Source organism: Mycobacterium arosiense ATCC BAA-1401 = DSM 45069 (assembly GCF_002086125.1).
Classification (GTDB): Bacteria; Actinomycetota; Actinomycetes; order Mycobacteriales; family Mycobacteriaceae; genus Mycobacterium; species Mycobacterium arosiense.
The window spans coordinates 1-16760 of sequence record NZ_MVHG01000016.1 but is presented as its reverse complement, the minus strand read 5'-3'; the positions used below and the strand labels follow the sequence as shown (position 1 = coordinate 16760).

The following is a 16760-nucleotide window of genomic DNA, read 5'->3' as shown; positions in this document are numbered from 1 at the left end:
GTGCGGCGGGTCGCCGCGCGGGAGAGCCTTATGGTGGGCGGGTGCTCGACTACATCCGCGACGCGGCGGAGATCTATCGCCAGTCGTTCGCGACGATCCGCGCCGAAGCCGATCTGGCGCGATTCCCCGCCGACGTGGCACGGGTGGTGGTCCGGCTGATTCACACCTGCGGGCAGGTCGACGTGGCCGAGCACGTCGCCTTCACCGACGACGTCGTCGACCGGGTCGGCGCCGCCCTACGCGGTGGCGCCCCCGTGCTGTGCGATTCGTCGATGGTGGCGGCCGGGATCACCGCCGCGCGATTGCCGGCCGACAACCGGGTGGTGTCCCTGGTGGCCGATCCCCGGGCTGCCGAACTGGCCGCGCGCCGCCAGACCACTCGCTCGGCGGCCGCCGTGGAGCTGTGGGCGGACCGGCTGCCCGGCGCGGTGCTGGCCATCGGCAACGCCCCGACCGCGCTGTTCCGGTTGCTCGAGCTGATCGATGACGGGCTGGCCCCGCCGGCCGGGGTGCTGGGCGGGCCGGTGGGTTTCGTCGGGTCGGCGCAGTCCAAGCAGGAACTCATCGACAACCCCCGGGGGACGTCGTATCTGGTGGTGCGCGGCCGCCGGGGCGGCAGTGCCATGGCCGCCGCCGCCGTCAACGCGATCGCGAGCGACCGCGAGTGAGCGCAGGGGGCACCGCGCAAAGCGCCTACAGGGGGACGCTGTGGGGCGTCGGGCTGGGCCCGGGTGACCCGGAATTGGTGACCGTCAAGGCCGCACGGGTAATCGGCGAGGCCGACGTGGTGGCCTACCACAGCGCCCGGCACGGCCGCAGCATCGCGCGCGGCATCGCCGAACCGTACCTGCGGCCGGGTCAGATCGAAGAGCACCTGGTCTATCCCGTCACCACCGAGACGACCGACCATCCCGGCGGTTATGCCGGTGCGATTGAAGACTTCTACGTCGAGGCCACCGAGCGCATCGCGGCGCACCTCGACGCCGGTCGCAATGTGGCTTTGCTGGCCGAGGGCGATCCGCTGTTCTACAGCTCCTACATGCATCTGCACACGCGGCTGACGGAACGGTTCGACGCGGTCATCGTGCCGGGCGTGACGTCGGTGAGCGCCGCCTCGGCGGCCATCGCGACCCCGTTGGTGGCGGGCGACGAGGTGTTGTCGGTATTGCCTGGCACCCTGCCGGTCGAAGAGCTGACCGGTCGGCTCACCGACGCCGACGCCGCAGTAGTGCTCAAGCTCGGGCGTTCGTATCATGCTGTGCGGGAAGCTCTTTCGGCATCGGGACAACTTGACGACGCGTTCTACGTGGAGCGAGCCAGCACCGCCACGCAACGCATACTGCCCGCCGCCGACGTCGACGAGGCCGACGTTCCGTACTTCTCGCTGGCCATCCTGCCGGGCGGCCAGCGCGGACGGCGCGCCCCGGCCGCCGGCAGCGTCACCGTGGTGGGTCTGGGCCCCGGCGACATGGATTGGATGACGCCGCAGACCCGACGCGAGCTGGCCGCCGCGACCGACCTGATCGGCTACGGCGGCTATCTGAACCGCGTCCCGGTGCGCGACGGACAGCAGCGTCACCCCAGCGATAACCGCGACGAGCCCGAACGGGCCCGGTTGGCGTGCGCACTGGCCGAACAGGGTCGCGCCGTGGCGGTGGTGTCGTCGGGCGACCCGGGCGTGTTCGCGATGGCGACGGCGGTGCTGGAAGAGGCCAAGGAGTGGCCGGGTGTGCAGGTGCGGGTGATTCCGGCGATGACGGCGGCCCAGGCCGTCGCCAGCCGGGTCGGTGCGCCCTTGGGGCACGACTACGCGGTGATCTCGCTGTCCGACCGCCTCAAGCCGTGGGAGGTGATCTCCGCGCGACTGCAGGCCGCCGCGGCCGCCGACCTGGTGCTGGCGATTTACAACCCAGCCTCCAAATCGCGAACTTGGCAGGTGGGGGCAATGCGCGACATATTGCTGGCCCACCGCGAACCCGGCACCCCGGTGGTGGTCGGCCGCAACGTGTCCGGCCCCGACGAGGACGTCCGCGTGGTCAGGTTGGCCGATCTCGAGCCTACCGAGATCGACATGCGCTGCCTGCTGATCGTCGGGTCGTCCCAAACCCAGTGGTACTCACACGATTCCACCGACCGAGTGTTCACCCCCCGGCGCTACCAGGGCTGAGCCCGATTGCCCTACTCCTCCTCACCCCGCTGCGCGGGCTGCATCGTCGTAGGGCTGAACCCGGTTGCCCTACTAGTCGCTGTCCCAGGTGCTCGGCATCATCGGCAGGGTGGGGCCGTCACCGCTCAACCCGTCGCGGGTCAGCGTCGCCAGCCCGGCAGCTTGCGCGGCATCGGATTTGGTTGCGACACCGGCGAACCCGAGCGGACCCGCACTCTCCTCAGACGGGCGGGCGCCGTACGGGTCTTCGGCGTCACCGGCGGCAGTAGTCCCCTCGTCGAAGTCCATGAATTCGTAGCGGTAGGCGCGCTCGGTGGCGGTACCGCCGCGACGCCGGCGGGCCCGCGCCCTCTTCTTTGCGTCGGCGGCCGCGGCCGCGGCGGCGGGCGTGTCGAGGTCGTCAGACGACGGTTCCTCGGACTTGCGCCGCGACCGGCTGCTCGCGCTGCCGCGCGCCGATAGTCCCGAAAGACCCACGGCATAAAGGGAGTTGGACAGATTCGCCCCGATTCCGTCGGTTGCCGTGGGACCGAAGCCGACACCGGGTCCACCACCGACCGGTCCGCCGCCCGCCGACCCGGCGACGGTCGTCGCGGGCGCGGTGGATGTTGTGGGCACGTGACTTACACTCGCGGGCGCGGTGGCGATTGCCGGGGCCGGGGCGACCACCGGCGCGGGCGCCGCCGCGACCGCCGGCAGGGGCGCGGGCGTGGAGAGCGGGACCGCGACGCTGATCGCGGTGACCGCCGCGGCCGCCCCGCCCGCCGCGGCCGCGCCGACTGCGGCCACAACGACAGGCGCCAGCACCACCGCCATTTGGATCGCGAGCTGAATGAACGGCCAGAAGATCATCAGCGTGTGGAAGATGGCCCAGCCCAGCGCGGTCGACAGGGCCGGCGAAAAGCCCAACTGGCTGAAGAACGAAGCGAGGCCATTGACGAAAGGCGCCGGCGGGAAGGGCCACCCGCCGGGGTTGAGGTCCTTGGAGACCGGCCAGGCGAAATTCTGGGTGTACTGCTGCAGCCACTGGGTGAGCTGGTCCATCCAGGATGGATAGGTCTGCGTCGTCGCCTGCTGCTGGGCGCTCGAGGTGTCGGCGTTGTTGAGGTTGGAGCCGGAATCCGCGGCCGGCGCGACCGCGGCCGCCTGCACCGCCGCGACGCCGGCCGTGCCGGCCTCGGAACCCGGCGCGACGATCGTCGGCGCGGGGGTGGTCGCCGGGACCGCCGCCAGTGCGGATTCGCTGACGGCCTGGTAGGTGGTCATCGTCGTGGCGGCCTGGACCCACATCCGCGCGTAGTCGGCCTCGTTGACGGCGATCGGAATTGTGTTGATGCCGAAGAAGTTCGTGGCGACCAATGCGCCGTGCACCGCGTGGTTGGCCGCGAGTTCGCCCAGCGTCGGCATGGCGGCCAGCGCGGTGGTGTAGGCGGTGGCCGCGGTCTCGTGCAGGGCCGCGGCCGTCGTGCTCTTGGCCGCGCTTTCCAGCAACCAGGCCTGGTAAGGGGCGTGTGCGGCAACATACTGATCCGCGCTCGGGCCGTCCCACGAACCCGCCTGCACCGCGCCCAATACTCCGCTGAGCTCGGCCGCCGCGGTGGCATAGTCGGTGCTCAGCGATGACCATGCCGTGGCGGCGGCCAACAGCGGCGCGGGGCCGGGGCCGCTGCTGAGCAGCGTCGAGTGCACTTCGGGCGGAAACGCGATCCAGATCGGGGCGGTCATCGTCGGGGGCCTTCAAGCGCGAACACGAACACCTCTTCGGAGCATCTCGTGGGTGGGCTGGCGATGCGTACGACCAGAGGTCGGTTGTCGGCGCGGTTTAGTTCCCGGCAATTTCGTCCCGAGCCAAATGTGGCGAGTCTTTGCGCGGGGCCGGGCCATGCGCAACGATGCAGGGATGCGGTGTGAGATTGCGCGCGAAGCGCTGTCGGCTCGATTGGACGGCGAGCGTCCCCAGGTGCTCGCGCAGCAAGTCGATGCCCACCTCGAATCGTGCCGCAGCTGCCGCTCCTGGTTGATCGGAGCGGCGGTGCAGACGCGCCGCCTGGCCTCGGTGACGCCCAGCGAGGGACCCGATCTGGTCGACAAAATCATGGCCAGCATCGGCGACCAGGCCACCGGCCACCAGGCCCGGATGCGTTGGCTGCGGTCGCACTACCGGCGCTGGGGCCTGATCGCCGTCGGCCTTTTCCAGGTGGCGATCGCCGCCGCCCAGATCAGCGGAATCGATTTCGGCATGGTGTCCGGCCACATGCACGGCGCGACGTCGGGCGAGCACCTGATGCACGAGTCCACGGCATGGTTGCTGGCGTTGGGCCTGGCGATGATTGCGGCGGGTGTCTGGCCCGCCTCGGCCTCGGGGGTGGCGGCCATCACCGGGGTCTATTCCGTTGCGCTGCTCGGTTATGTCATCGTCGACGCCTTCGACGGCGAGGTGACCGCCACGCGCATCGCCAGCCACATGCCCCTGCTGTTGGGCGTGGCGTTCGCGTTGCTGGTGGCGCGGGAACGGATGGGCCCGCACCGACGGCGGGGCTCGGACGCCTCGGACGATGCCGACTTTCCCGCCTGGGGCGCGGACGCGCCCGGTGGTCGGAGGCGTGGGCATCTGCGGCCCATCAACCATGCGGCCCTCCACCCCACCGCACCGTCTACGACGGGGCGTCGTAGAATCGAAAAGTTCGCACAACAAAGGTGGTTGGGCATGATCGCGCCGAGCGATGACGAGGCCGTGACCGAGCTCGCGTTGTCAGCCGCGCGCGGAAACGCGCGAGCGCTCGAGGCGTTCATCAAGGCCACTCAGCAAGACGTGTGGCGGTTCGTCGCCTATCTGTCGGACGCGGGCAGCGCCGACGATCTGACGCAAGAGACTTTTCTGCGCGCCATCGGCGCCATCGAGCGGTTCTCCGGGCGTTCGGGCGCCCGGACCTGGCTGCTCTCGATCGCGCGCCGCGTGGTGGCCGACCACATTCGTCATCTGCAGTCGCGGCCCCGCGCCGCCCTGGGCGCCGATCCCGAGCACGTGGTGCGCGGGGACCGGCACGCCCGTGGGTTCGAGGACTTGGTCGAAGTCACGACGATGATCGCCAACCTGAACGCCGAACAGCGCGAAGCGCTTTTGCTCACCCAATTGCTCGGCTTGCCCTACGCCGACGCCGCCGCGGTGTGCGGTTGTCCGGTGGGCACCATCCGCTCCCGCGTTGCCCGCGCCCGCGACGCGCTGCTGGCGGATGGCGAGCGCGGCCACCTAACCGGCTAACGCGCCAACCCATTCGGCGGCCTCGGCCACCGTGTCAACGGTCAGCACGCCGGCCGGTAGCGGCGGCCGCGCCACCATCACGACCGCAACGTTGAGCGCCGCGGCGGCATCCAGCTTCGCGCGCGTCATGTCCCCGCCGCTGTTCTTGGTGACCAGCGCGTCGATGCGATGGTCACGCAACAGGGCGAACTCGTCGTCGTAGCCATACGGTCCGCGGGAGAGCATCACCCGATGATGGCGCGGCAATACCGACGGGTCAGGGTCGGTGACCGCGCGAATCAGAAACCACGCGTCGCTGCCGGTGAAGGCCCGCACGCCCGAACGCCCGGTGGTGAGAAACACCCGCGAATAGCCCTGCCGGGCAACGGTTTCAGCGGCCTCGGTGTTGGAGTCGACGACGATGGCGGTGCCTGGGTCCCAGGCGGGACGCGCCAGGATCAGATGAGGAATCTGCAACTCGGCGCAGGCGGCGGCGGCATGCGCCGTCATGGTGGCCGCGAACGGGTGGGTGGCGTCAACGACGGCCTCGATGCGCTCATCGTGCAGCCAGCGCCGTAATCCGTCGACGCCGCCGAAGCCCCCGATGCGCACGGGGCCGACCGGCAGGGCAGGGTCGGGCACCCGGCCGGCCAGGGAGCTGACGATGTCGATGCGCGGATGCAGCGCTTTCGCCAATGCGCGCGCCTCACCGGTGCCGCCAAGCAGCAGGACCCGCATCAGTGCCGGCTCCCCCGCGCCCGCCCGGTCGAGTACAGGTAGCTGTCGGTGAATCCCCCGGCGGTCAGCGCGTCACCGACCACGATGACGGCGGTTTTAGTGATGCCGGCCCGATGCATCTGCTCGGCGATGTCGGCCAGAGTGCCACGCAGCACCGCCTCTTGCGGCCAGCTGGCGAAAGCCACCACGGCTGCGGGTGTTTCGGCACGGTAGCCGCCTTCGACGAGTTGCGGAACGATGGCATCGATCTGCGCGGCGGCCAGGTGCAGGACCAACGTCGCGCCGGAGTGGGCCAGGGTCTTCAGATCTTCGCCGGGCGGCATGGCGGTGGACAGCGTGGCCACCCGGGTCAGTGTCACCGTCTGTGCCACGCCGGGGACGGTGAGCTCGCGCTTCAGTGCGGCCGCGGCGGCGGCGAAAGCCGGGACCCCGGGCACGATTTCGTAGTCGACCCCCAGGGCGTCGAGCCGGCGGCACTGCTCGGCCAGCGCGCTGTACAGCGACGGGTCACCGGAATGCAAGCGCGCGACGTCGTGGCCGGCGGCGTGCGCCTCGCTGATCTCGGTGATGATCTGCTCCAGCGTCAGCGGCCCGGTGTCAACGACTTTCGCGCCCGGCGGGCACAGCGCGAGCAGGTCGTCGGGCATGATCGATCCGGCGTACAAGCACACCGGGCAGGATTGCAGGAGCCGCTGGCCGCGCACCGTGATGAGGTCGGCGGCACCCGGCCCGGCCCCGATGAAATATACCGTCATTTGGTCACCACCCATTGGGTGACCGGATACTGCGGGCGCCAGCCGGTGAAGGCGCCCAGCGGCTCGCCGTGATAGTGCTGGAAGCGCCGCAGGTGACCCCCCAGGCGCTGATGCGCGTGCGCCAGAACGGCTTCCGATTCGATGGTCACCACGTTGACGACGAGCCGTCCGCCCGCGGGCAGGTTGTCCAGGCATGCGTCGAGCAGACCGGGCTGGGTCAGCCCGCCGCCGATGAAGATCGCCGACGGCGGCTCGGCACCGGCAAATGCTTCGGGGGCCTCGCCACGCACCTCGATGTCGACCCCGAAGGCCGCGGCATTGAGTTCGAGGTTGCGCCGGCGCCGCTCGTCGCGCTCGAAAACCACTGCGCTGCAACCGCGCCCACTCATGCACCACTCGACAGTGATGCTGCCCGAGCCGGCGCCGACGTCCCACAACCGCTCTCCCGGCCGCGGCGCCAGGGCGGCCAGCGTCACCGCGCGGATTCCCTGTTTGGTGATCTGCCCGTCGTGGGTGAACGCGTCGTCGGGCAGGGGCGAGACGCGGTCGTCGGGCAGGTAGCGCACGGCGATCACGTTGAGATCGTCGAGGTCTCGGTCGCCGGCCCACTCGCGGGCGGTGGAACCACGACGGCGCTCGTCTGGGCCGCCGAGGCGTTCGAGAACGGTGAATTCGGAATCTCCCCGGCCATGCGCGGTGAGCAGGGCGGCGAGTTCGGTTGGGGTGGACTTGTTCTGTGACAGCACGATCGCTTGGCCGCCGCGGCGCACCGCGGTGCGCGACTGCGCGGTGACCAGGCTGATCACCTCGGTGTCGTGGACGTTCCAACCCATCCGCGCGCACGCCAGCGTCACCGAGGACACGTGCGGCAACACCCTGACGTTGTCGCGGCCGTGCAGGCGGATCAGGGTGCCCCCGATGCCGTGCAGCAACGGATCGCCGCTGGCCACGACGTGGACGTCGCCCGTGTGCTCGTCGAGCAACGTTTGCAGCGCGGGCAGCATCGGTGACGGCCATTGCCGCCGCGGCGCCGACACCGTGTCGTCGAGGAGGTCGAGTTGCCGCTTAGAACCGTAAATAACTGCGGCACCGCGGAGTTCGACGCGTGACGCCTCGCCGAGTCCGGGCATGCCGTCGGCGCCGATGCCCACCACGATGATCATGAGCGCCGCTCCTCATCACGGCGCTCGTCGTGAGCGCCGCGGATCATCGCGGCATCCTGCGCCAGAGGAACTGCGGCAGCAGTCGCATCACAACCGCCGCGGGCCCGAGCGCGCCTGGGATCCACACCGTGCGTCGGCCCTTTGCGAGCGCACGCGCGGTCGCGGCGGCCACCTGCGCGGGTGTGCTCGCCAGCGGTGCGGGCGTCATTCCTTCCGTCATGCGCCCGATGACGAATCCCGGGCGGGCGATCAGCAGCCGGACCCCGGTATTGTGCAGCGCGTCGGCCAAGCCGCTGGCGAATCCGTCCAGGCCGGCCTTGGCCGAGCCGTAGACGTAGTTGGCGCGGCGCACGCGGGCGCCGGCGATCGAGGAGAACACCACCAACTGGCCTTCGCCGGCCTTGCGCATGGCGGTGGCCAAATGGGTGAGCAGGCTGACCTGGGCGAGATAGTCGGTGTGCACGACGGCGACCGCGTGCGCGGCATCGGTTTCGGCACGGGCCTGATCGCCCAGGATTCCGAACGCCAACACCGCGGTGCCGATGGGACCGTGCTCGGCGATGATCGAGTCGACCAGCGGCCCGTGCGCGGCCAGGTCGTCGGCGTCGAATTCCCGGGTATCGACCGCCGTGGCTCCGGCGACTTTGAGCGCATCGACCTGCTCATCGAGTTGATCGGAGTGGCGGGCGGCCAGCACGACCGTCGCGCCCGGCGCCAGAAGCCGCGCCAATTCGATCCCGATCTCGCTGCGACCGCCCAGGATCAGTACTGGACCTGCGCCCGTGTCGTCCACGGCTGCGATTATCTCCTGCGCTAGCGTGGGCGGTGATGGCGAATACCACTACCCGGCTCACCGACGACGCGCTGGCGTTCCTGTCGGAACGGCATCTGGCCATGCTGACCACGCTGCGAGCCGACAATTCGCCGCACGTGGTGGCGGTCGGATTCACCTTCGACCCCAAGACGCACATCGCGCGGGTCATCACCACCGGGGGTTCGCAGAAGGCGGTCAACGCCGATCGCGGCGGGCTGGCCGTGCTCAGCCAGGTGGACGGCGCGCGGTGGCTGTCGCTGGAGGGCCGGTCGAAGGTCAACAACGACCCCGATGCCGTGCGCGACGCCGAGCTGCGATACGCCCAGCGTTACCGCACGCCGCGCCCCAACCCGCGACGCGTGGTCATCGAGGTTCAGATCGAGCGGGTGCTCGGGTCGTCGGGTCTTTTGGATCGTGGCGCGTAGTAAGGCGACGGAGCTTTCCGTCCTGTCTTGGTGCGCTTGCTCACCGCTAAGGCTTGTCGGTTAACGAAGGTTCCATCCGACGCATCGACCGATCTCGTGCAATGCTTCTCCGGACAAGTCTTGATGTTTCTCGCGGAATCGCCGCACGAGGTCGTTCACGCTCCCAACTACCGTCGTGTCGCCCCATTCGATTGCCATACTGGCCGCCTCTTGCACCAGATCGGAAACGCGCAGTGCGAGCGCTTCGGCTTGCGATGGCCCGTATACCTCTCGCATCTTCTGCACATCCACATGAGGAATAGCAGTGCCACCGATAGCTACGACGATGGCGGCATTGATGGTTGCCGGATTCATGCTCGTTACTCCATCGCTTCGGAAGATGTTGTCTCAGTGATCATTTCGGGCCAAGTGGTTGCCCACCTTGGCGACAGTGGAATGTGCGTTGGTCGTGGAGATTCGACCGACTTTCAAACGGGCGTTCCGCGATTATTTCCGGGTTGCTGCAAAAGTAGATCGTCGTGCTCATGCCGACGGCAGGTTTCAATGAAGTCGACCGCCGCTTGTCTGTCGGCAAGGAACCGGTGGTATTGGTCAGGTGTAAGTTCGTAATATTCTTCGTAGTCGACAATTCCGTTGCTTACCGGTATCGACGCGTAGTAACGGCCCGAAATTGACTCCACGCCAATCGAGTACCTATCTTCTCGCGAAAAATATGTGTCATCAAATCTCATAACATTTCTTTCTACTCGAAGACATCGGATACAGTGTAGTGATCTGGCGGTATCAGTCCCCCATCTATGACCGCCTCCGACGCGCCATTAGGTAAGATCCCTCCGGGATTCCACTGCTCGTTCGCACCCGCTTCGTTGCCCGATGGAATCCGCAGATTGAAGTCTTCTGGGTCAGAGATATCTATCCTGACAATCTTATTGGAGTCCAGAAATCCTCGAGGTAGTCCCAGCTCGTTCTCCATTTCCCGCAGGTCTCCACCGGTGGCTGCTTTCATTGCATCGGCTTCGTGACTGGGCATCACAAATGACGTCCCGTCCCGCTGAGCGATACCGTATTTCTCGAGATTGCTTTCAGGCATGAACCGCGTGGCGCCGTCGCTGAATTTTTGCAGATGACTGTCGATATATTTTGGTGACAAGTACTCCGAAGGATCGGGCCGAGTCCCTTTGGGCATAGCAATGATTTCGTCGCGCCTCTCCGCGGTTAGCCCGTTGGCCGACCCATCGTCGCCGTGCGGCCCTTCGGGCGTGTGTCCACCCGGCGGCCCGCCGTCGCCGGGGCCATGCGCGCCACCGCCACTCGGCGTTAACAATTCTGCCGGGCGCCCGCCTGGAGTCTCGAGATGCGGACTCGCCGCCAGCGCGGACGGCGCCGGTTGGTGGGCGCCGATCGGGGCGACCTCACCAGCAGATCCGCTCGGCGACGCCGGCCCCGGCGAATGTTCGAATAATTGGGGAGTTGCCGACGACAACCCGTCACCCGCCGCCTGCACAGAGGCAGGGCGTGAACCGGCGGCCGGCACCGAAGCCGGCTCGTGCGGGCCACCCGACGGCTCGGCGACTGGGTCGTGGGCGCCACCGGCCGGCACGGATGCCGGCTCATGCGGACCCTCCGCCGGCACCGCGGTGGGTTCGTGCGGCCGGCCGGATGGCACGGACACTGGGTCGTTGGGGCTCCCCGGCGATCGCGTCGCAGGCGTCGACCCGTGCGCCGCGCCCGGGGCGCCGTCGGTCGACCGCGGCGCCGCCTCGACCGGCGGCTCAATCGGCTTGCCGGGCGGCATCGCCACCGGACTGCCACTCGCAGGAGGCTTGATCTCCGGCAAATCCTTGGTGGCACCTTCGAGGTTATTGGGCAGATCGGCGCTTGATTTGGCGATGTCGGTCAGCGCACCGCGGGCACCTGCGATCCCGCCGAGCCCGTCGACCCCTTTCCCGCCGGCAAGCCCAGCCGAGCCGGCGGCGTCCACCTCTGTCTCGGCGCCGCGCGCGGCCGCGCCCGCACCGTCCGCCGCCGCGCCCGCCTCACCGAGACCGGGGGCGAACAGGCTGCCCAGGTCGAACGCGACTTCGCCGGCTCCCAAACCCGGCCGATCCCGACTCCAATCCTCGGCATGCACAAGGCTTTTGAGCTCCTGCAGTCGCGCTTGCGCGAATTCCTGCGGATTGATGGCGGCGTTGAAGAAACTTTCTCTCCATGCGCTCTTGGCCAGGCCACCCCAGGTCGCGGCAGCACCCTGGGGATCGACGGCGATCCAATGCGGGCTCAGGTCGACGAGGCTTAACCCCATGCCGACCGCGCCTTTGACAACGCCCTCCTGGACGTTTATCCCGAAGTCCAACGCGGTTGCCACCGGATTGCCGACGTCTTCACCCAGAAATTTGATGAGTCCGAGGCGCGCATACTTCTCGCAGGTGACGATCTCGCGATCGGCCGCTTGCATGAGCAGCCTGATCGCCTCCTCGAAGGCCCGGGCTTCCTGTCCGAGATGCTGCAGCACGGCGTTGATGTCCTTGGCGATCTTTTGGATCTCGTCCCACGCGTCGCCGTCGATGATGAGCATGATGTCGTGACCGAGGTCGCCTAGCGCTTCGATCCGGTGCAGCAGATCCCGGATCGCGTGTTGCGCGTGGTCTACACTTCGGGCGAATTCGTCGATCTTGGTGGCCAGTCTGTCGCACTGCGCACCGATAGCCGTTGTGGCAGCGCCTATCTCGGTCAAAGCATTGTCGATGTTCTCGCCTTCGGGAATATGCTGGCTGTCAAACAGCGTCTTCGAGGCGTTGAGAGTTCCCTGCACCCCGCGGGCCGCCGCGGCGAAGCCGCGCCAACGGGACGCGGCCGCGCGCAGACCCGCCACGTCACCATCGGGCCATAACTCGAAGACGAACGCCTGCACGACCGCCCACAGCAGCGGCGGCGGCTCCCCTTTACCCCACGTCCCCGGGGGGCCGGGCGCGGCAACCTCAACGGGCGGTGACGGTGCCTCCAACACGCCACTTCCGCCACCCAGCGTCGAAGCCGCCTCGACGTTCGAATAGTTCGATGCCCCCTGCTGGATGACGGCCTCGCATTTCTGGCACGCGTTGACGGCGGCGGCCGCAGCCTCCAACAACGACTTGGCCGTGTCTTGATACGCCAAGCCGAACACCTCGCCGGCGCGGTCGACACCGGTGTGCGCCGAGAAACCAGCCGCCAGGACCGTCAGGCTCGCCGCTAGACCACCGCCGGCGGCTCCCACGGCGCTACCCGCGGCGTACATCGCCTCCGGATCGACAGCCAAGAAAGCCACGTGCGAAAGTTTCGCTCAGGGCCGCCCGTCGCCGCTATTCACCCACGGATCAATTCGCCAAGTTAGCGACGATCACCTAGCGCCACAACTCACCGATTAACAGCCGCCGCGGCCGTCAACGTGATGCGGTGTCGCCCAGGCGACACCGCGACCGTCGCCCCGGCCGGTTCACCATCGAGTTGCACGTCAACCGCCGCAGGCAACCCACCGAGCGTGATCTCGGCGGCGACATCGGTGGCCACCGTGATGGTCGACGTCGGCAACGCGGCCAGCCCGGCTCGCGCGATATCGACCCTCAAACTGGCAACTCCGGTGAGGCGCAACGTCAAATACGGCAGCGGGCCGACCGGGCGTCCCACTTGCCAGTCCAGCTCGCTGTACACCCCGGGCGTCGGCTCGAAATGTGGGATGAAGCCGCGATGGTGCCGGACGGTGTGCGTGGGGTCCGGCCGCGCGTACGAGCGCGCGTCGACCTCCGCGACGGCCCCACGCCGCGCGGTCACCCCGGGATCGGCGGTCAACTCCGACAACCACCACACCTGGTGCGGCCCGATGCCCAGATCGGCGCGCACCAGTTGCGGATACCAGGCGAACGTGATGTGTCCTGGATCCGCTTGGCGCAGAGCGGTTCCCATATGGGCGATCGGATCCTCGAACTTGTCTTGAAACACCCAAGCGATGTGATCCTCGAGCGGGTAAACGCTGAACCGGTGGCGGTAACCCAGCCGGTCCAGCTCCAGCACCTGCTCCGCGGCCGAGGCGAACGGCACCAGTTCGTCGAGCAGCCCGTGAGCAATGACGTACGGCAGCCACCGGGCGTTCACCAGCAGCTTCCAGGTGTCATCCTCACGGGCGCAGGGCGATTCGAGGTCAAGGTCGGCGGGAAGGTCAACGTGGGGCGCCAGCCGCACACCGCACGTCGGCGGCCCGGCCAGCACCACGGCTTGCGAGAACACCTGCGGGTAGCTCAGTCCCAGCTTGTAGGTCGCATAGCCGCCCATCGAATAGCCGCAAATCACAGTGCGATTGGGATCGGTGCCCAGTTGTTCGGCGACTCGCGCCCATACTTCCCAGACGTCGAGTTCACCGGTGTCGAAGTACCAGGTGGACGGTCCCCGGGCCAACGGCGTGACCACCACCGAGTCGCGGCCCTCGCACACCTGGTGCAGCAGGTGCGGGTCGATCGCGGCGAATTGGCTCTGTCCGAGGGACAGCGAGTGCAGCAGCAGGGTCAGCGGCAGCGTGCGACCCGGTGCGTAGCTCGAGGGCAAGCAGATCGAATACGGCTGCACCCGGCCGAGGAATTGCGGCTTGGTGCTCAGGATGTCGTTGGCGGCCCAGCCCTGTTCCAGGCCTTGGCCGAGTTCGACCGACGACATATACCAGCGGGTCGACGGGCCGGTGATCACCGGCCCGGGGACGGTTTTGCGGGCCGCTAGCTGAGCCCACGACACCGTCAGCGCGAATTCGGAGATGTCGCCGTGGGTCAGGGCGGCGGCCTGGGCGGCGTCCGACCAGAAGTTCAGGTGCACCGGCTCCTGCTCGTTGGTGCGGAATGCCACGTTGTACACGTTGGGTTGGCCGGGCAGAGCACCGTGCAGGGCGGACACGTCGGCGAACCCGTCCCCCGTCGCGTTGGCCAGCCCGGCGACCAGGCGGACCGTCCAGCTGCCTGTGGGTTCCGCCAGCGACCGCGGTACCTGCGCCACGAACGACCGCGACTGCATGTCGACGCTGTGCTCGACCGGCGTCCTGACCTGGGTGGTCAGGTCGATCAGCGCCGCGCCGGTGCCCGATACCAGCAGGGCCAGGTCGATGCCCTTCGAGCGCACGCCGGCGCCGGCGGGCAAATGTTCGTCCGCCGTTCGGGCGGGGTCGGTGTCGAAGGTGAACAGCGCGATGGGCACCGACGCGTCCAACAGGGTGTTCCAGTCGATCCGCCACCAGGTGTGGGTCTCCGTCAGCCCGATGGCGACGCGAAAGATGTCGGCGCCGTTGCCGGCCGCCGGACCGTCGGGATAGACGTAGGTTCCGCGCGGCGGCGCCTGAATCTTCAGATCGCCGATCGGGATGCCCGTCGCGCCGTGGTCGTCGTAGAGGAAGTCGGTCCAGAACAGGGCGCCGCCGGCTAGCCGCCCCGCGCCGCACGTGCGCGGGAACTCCTCGCCGAACGGCCATCCCGCGGGCGCGGGCAGCTTGGGCTCGGGGCGCCGCGCGGCCGGCGGCACGCTTTCGGGCATCCCGTCGACCACGATCAGCTCGGCCGGCGGCGCCGGTGCCGGCGGGGATGGGGGTGCCTTGGGATGCAAGACCGCGCCGACGACGTGGCGTGCAATGCGAATCGGAAGCCGCGGGAGATCCAGAAGTGACATCACGCTTAACCTACGCACACCCGGTGACACTTCGGGTCAGTCCACCGGAACCACGATCAGTTCGTGCGGCCGGTTGTTGACGGCCATGGCACCATCGGGGGTGACGACGACGATGTCCTCGATCCGAGCGCCCCAACGGCCGGGGAAATAAATGCCCGGCTCGATCGAAAAGGCCATACCCTCGGCCAGGGGCAGAGCGTTTCCGGCGACGATGTAGGGCTCTTCGTGCACCGACAACCCGATGCCGTGCCCGGTGCGGTGCACGAAATACTCGGCGAGCCCCTCGGCGGCCAGCACGTCGCGGGCGGCGGCGTCGACTTGCGCGGCCGTCACCCCGGGACGCACCGCGTTATAGGCGGCGCGTTGGGCGCGTTGCAGCACCGAATACTGTTGCGCTACTTCTTGATTCGGCTCACCGATGCTGTAGGTGCGCGTGGAGTCGGAGTTATAGCCTGGTTCGTACGCACCGCCGATGTCGACGACGACGATGTCGCCGACCTGCAGTTGGCGATCGGAATACCCGTGGTGCGGGTCGGCGCCGTGCGGCCCGGATCCGACGATGATGAACGCTACCTCCGAATGCCCTTCGGCCACAATGGCATCCGCGATATCGGCAGCCACGTCGGCCTCGGTGCGACCCGGGACCAAAAACTCCGGCACCCGGGCGTGCACCCGATCGATGGCCGCGCCGGCCTTGCGAAGCGCGTCGATTTCGCACTCCTCCTTGACCATCCGCAGCCTGCGCAACACGTCGGTGGCCAGCACCGGCAGCGCCCCGAGCACACCGGCCAGCGGCAGCAGGTGCAACGCCGGCATGGCATCGGTGACGGCGGTGGCCGCGGGCGGAGCGCCCAACACGGAGCCCACCAGATCGTAGGGATTGTCGCCGTCGACCCAATCCCGCACCGCGAGGCCAAGTTCGGCGATGGCCGACTCCTTCAACGAGGCCAGCTCGAGGCGCGGCACCACCACCGTCGGATCACCTGAGGCGGGCAACACCAGCGCGGTGAACCGCTCCAGGGTCTGTGCGCGCGAACCGACCAGGTAGCGCAGGTCATATCCCGGTGTGATCACCAGCCCGGCCAGACCTGCGGCGGCGGCCGCACTGGCCGCGGCCGCCAGCCGGCGTTCATACACTGCTGCATCGAAGCGGTGAGACTCCATGTGTTTCTCCTATGTCAAGCCGCTGCCGGTTGGCAAGGCTGAGTTGGGTTTTGATGGTCGGTGTGGAGGTGACCGAAGACGACGCGGGCGAAGCGGCGTTTGAGGCAGCGCAGCGCTTCGGGATTGGAGTCTCCGGCGGCTAGTCGATGACGGTAGTAGGTCTGCCCGAGGCCCTGGAGGCGGATTTGGGTGACCGCGATGCGGTGCAGAGCGGCGTTGAGTTGTCGGTTGCCTGAGCGGGTCACGCGGATCCGTCCGGCGGTGTTGCCCGACCACACTGGTATTGGAGCCACCCCGGCATGCCGGGCGAAGGCGGCTTCGCTTTTGAATCGGGTCACTCCTGCGGTCTCACCGACGAGCTTGGCCGCGGTCAGTTCCCCGCACCCGGGCATCGCCATTAAGACAGGCGCGATCTTGGCGACACGCTCACCGATGCGTTTGGCCAATGCGTTGATCGTTTCGGTCAGGCGGGCGATGGCAGCGAGCTCGTCGCTAGCCAGCTCGGCGACTAGATGTTGCGGGTCATGACGTTGTAGACGCCGGCATGGTCGGGATGTGAGGAGGACGGGTCCTTCGGCGGCAGGATGAGAAATCGCCAAACCCCTCGTCCTGAGCAT

Annotated in this window: 14 protein-coding genes and 2 pseudogenes; 5 read left to right on the top strand and 11 right to left on the bottom strand. The window is 68.2% G+C overall.

Annotation, left to right across the window (positions count from 1 at the left end):
* The first annotated feature begins 41 nt into the window (after nt 1-41).
* Both BST14_RS09565 and BST14_RS09560 read left to right on the top strand, forming a co-directional pair.
* A complete protein-coding gene (locus BST14_RS09565) occupies nt 42-668 on the top strand; it encodes a precorrin-8X methylmutase (protein WP_083064277.1) in 627 nt (208 codons plus the stop codon).
* Complete coding sequence (locus tag BST14_RS09560) at nt 665-2167, top strand: precorrin-2 C(20)-methyltransferase (RefSeq protein ID WP_083064276.1); 1503 nt, start codon at nt 665-667, stop codon at nt 2165-2167. Before BST14_RS09565 ends, BST14_RS09560 begins: the two co-directional genes overlap by 4 nt.
* Nucleotides 2168-2239: 72 nt before the next feature.
* Here BST14_RS09560 and BST14_RS09555 read toward each other — a convergent pair whose 3' ends face one another.
* Nucleotides 2240-3892, bottom strand: coding sequence for a PPE family protein (locus BST14_RS09555; RefSeq protein ID WP_083064275.1), 1653 nt, complete (start codon nt 3890-3892; stop codon nt 2240-2242).
* 127 nt (nt 3893-4019) lie between these two features.
* Between BST14_RS09555 and BST14_RS31395 the strand changes: the two are divergent.
* Nucleotides 4020-4754, top strand: a pseudogene (locus BST14_RS31395) (DUF2275 domain-containing protein); the annotation flags it as partial.
* Between the two features lie 120 nt (nt 4755-4874).
* On the top strand, nt 4875-5429 hold the full coding sequence (sigC, locus tag BST14_RS30850; RefSeq protein WP_245845354.1) for an RNA polymerase sigma factor SigC: 555 nt from the start codon (nt 4875-4877) through the stop codon (nt 5427-5429).
* On the opposite strand, the gene BST14_RS09545 is transcribed toward sigC, so the two are convergent.
* Genes BST14_RS09545 through dprE2 form a run of 4 tightly spaced genes read right to left on the bottom strand, consistent with a single transcriptional unit; the run spans nt 5418 to nt 8857 of the window.
* A complete protein-coding gene (locus tag BST14_RS09545; RefSeq protein WP_083064273.1) occupies nt 5418-6146 on the bottom strand; it encodes a cobalt-precorrin-6A reductase in 729 nt (242 codons plus the stop codon). The two genes, sigC and BST14_RS09545, sit on opposite strands and share 12 nt — an antisense overlap.
* Complete coding sequence (gene cobM, locus BST14_RS09540) at nt 6146-6901, bottom strand: precorrin-4 C(11)-methyltransferase (protein ID WP_083064272.1); 756 nt, start codon at nt 6899-6901, stop codon at nt 6146-6148. The genes BST14_RS09545 and cobM overlap by 1 nt, the downstream gene beginning before the upstream one ends.
* A complete protein-coding gene (cbiE, locus tag BST14_RS09535; protein ID WP_083064271.1) occupies nt 6898-8064 on the bottom strand; it encodes a precorrin-6y C5,15-methyltransferase (decarboxylating) subunit CbiE in 1167 nt (388 codons plus the stop codon). Before cbiE ends, cobM begins: the two co-directional genes overlap by 4 nt.
* A 43-nt stretch (nt 8065-8107) precedes the next feature.
* Entirely contained in the window at nt 8108-8857 is a 750-nt protein-coding gene (gene dprE2 / locus BST14_RS09530; protein ID WP_083064270.1) for a decaprenylphospho-beta-D-erythro-pentofuranosid-2-ulose 2-reductase, read from the bottom strand.
* Between the two features lie 35 nt (nt 8858-8892).
* Here dprE2 and BST14_RS09525 point away from each other — a divergent pair, with 35 nt between their 5' ends.
* Complete coding sequence (locus BST14_RS09525) at nt 8893-9303, top strand: F420-dependent biliverdin reductase (protein WP_083064269.1); 411 nt, start codon at nt 8893-8895, stop codon at nt 9301-9303.
* A 60-nt stretch (nt 9304-9363) separates the two neighbouring features.
* On the opposite strand, the gene BST14_RS09520 is transcribed toward BST14_RS09525, so the two are convergent.
* The 6 genes and pseudogenes from BST14_RS09520 to BST14_RS09495 all read right to left on the bottom strand — a co-directional run.
* On the bottom strand, nt 9364-9657 hold the full coding sequence (locus BST14_RS09520) for a hypothetical protein (protein WP_083064268.1): 294 nt from the start codon (nt 9655-9657) through the stop codon (nt 9364-9366).
* 113 nt (nt 9658-9770) lie between these two features.
* A complete protein-coding gene (locus BST14_RS09515; RefSeq protein WP_083064267.1) occupies nt 9771-10034 on the bottom strand; it encodes a hypothetical protein in 264 nt (87 codons plus the stop codon).
* Between the two features lie 11 nt (nt 10035-10045).
* Nucleotides 10046-12607, bottom strand: a complete 2562-nt coding sequence (locus BST14_RS09510; RefSeq protein ID WP_083064266.1) for a WXG100-like domain-containing protein — start codon at nt 12605-12607, stop codon at nt 10046-10048.
* An 89-nt stretch (nt 12608-12696) separates the two neighbouring features.
* Entirely contained in the window at nt 12697-14979 is a 2283-nt protein-coding gene (locus BST14_RS09505) for a prolyl oligopeptidase family serine peptidase (protein WP_083064329.1), read from the bottom strand.
* A gap of 36 nt (nt 14980-15015) precedes the next feature.
* Nucleotides 15016-16143, bottom strand: a complete 1128-nt coding sequence (locus BST14_RS09500) for a M24 family metallopeptidase (protein ID WP_083064265.1) — start codon at nt 16141-16143, stop codon at nt 15016-15018.
* A 14-nt stretch (nt 16144-16157) separates the two neighbouring features.
* A pseudogene (locus BST14_RS09495) lies at nt 16158-16655 on the bottom strand (transposase); the annotation flags it as partial.
* Nucleotides 16656-16760: the final 105 nt, after the last annotated feature.

Bases quoted from the DNA above. Each gene is read 5' to 3' on its own strand.
- BST14_RS09555 (WP_083064275.1), bottom strand. From the start codon at position 3,892: ATGACCGCCCCGATCTGGATCGCGTTTCCGCCCGAAGTGCACTCGACG.
- sigC (WP_245845354.1), top strand. From the start codon at position 4,875: ATGATCGCGCCGAGCGATGACGAGGCCGTGACCGAGCTCGCGTTGTCA.
- BST14_RS09545 (WP_083064273.1), bottom strand. From the start codon at position 6,146: ATGCGGGTCCTGCTGCTTGGCGGCACCGGTGAGGCGCGCGCATTGGCG.
- cobM (WP_083064272.1), bottom strand. From the start codon at position 6,901: ATGACGGTATATTTCATCGGGGCCGGGCCGGGTGCCGCCGACCTCATC.
- cbiE (WP_083064271.1), bottom strand. From the start codon at position 8,064: ATGATCATCGTGGTGGGCATCGGCGCCGACGGCATGCCCGGACTCGGC.
- BST14_RS09525 (WP_083064269.1), top strand. From the start codon at position 8,893: ATGGCGAATACCACTACCCGGCTCACCGACGACGCGCTGGCGTTCCTG.
- BST14_RS09520 (WP_083064268.1), bottom strand. From the start codon at position 9,657: ATGAATCCGGCAACCATCAATGCCGCCATCGTCGTAGCTATCGGTGGC.
- BST14_RS09515 (WP_083064267.1), bottom strand. From the start codon at position 10,034: ATGAGATTTGATGACACATATTTTTCGCGAGAAGATAGGTACTCGATT.
- BST14_RS09505 (WP_083064329.1), bottom strand. From the start codon at position 14,979: ATGTCACTTCTGGATCTCCCGCGGCTTCCGATTCGCATTGCACGCCAC.
- BST14_RS09500 (WP_083064265.1), bottom strand. From the start codon at position 16,143: ATGGAGTCTCACCGCTTCGATGCAGCAGTGTATGAACGCCGGCTGGCG.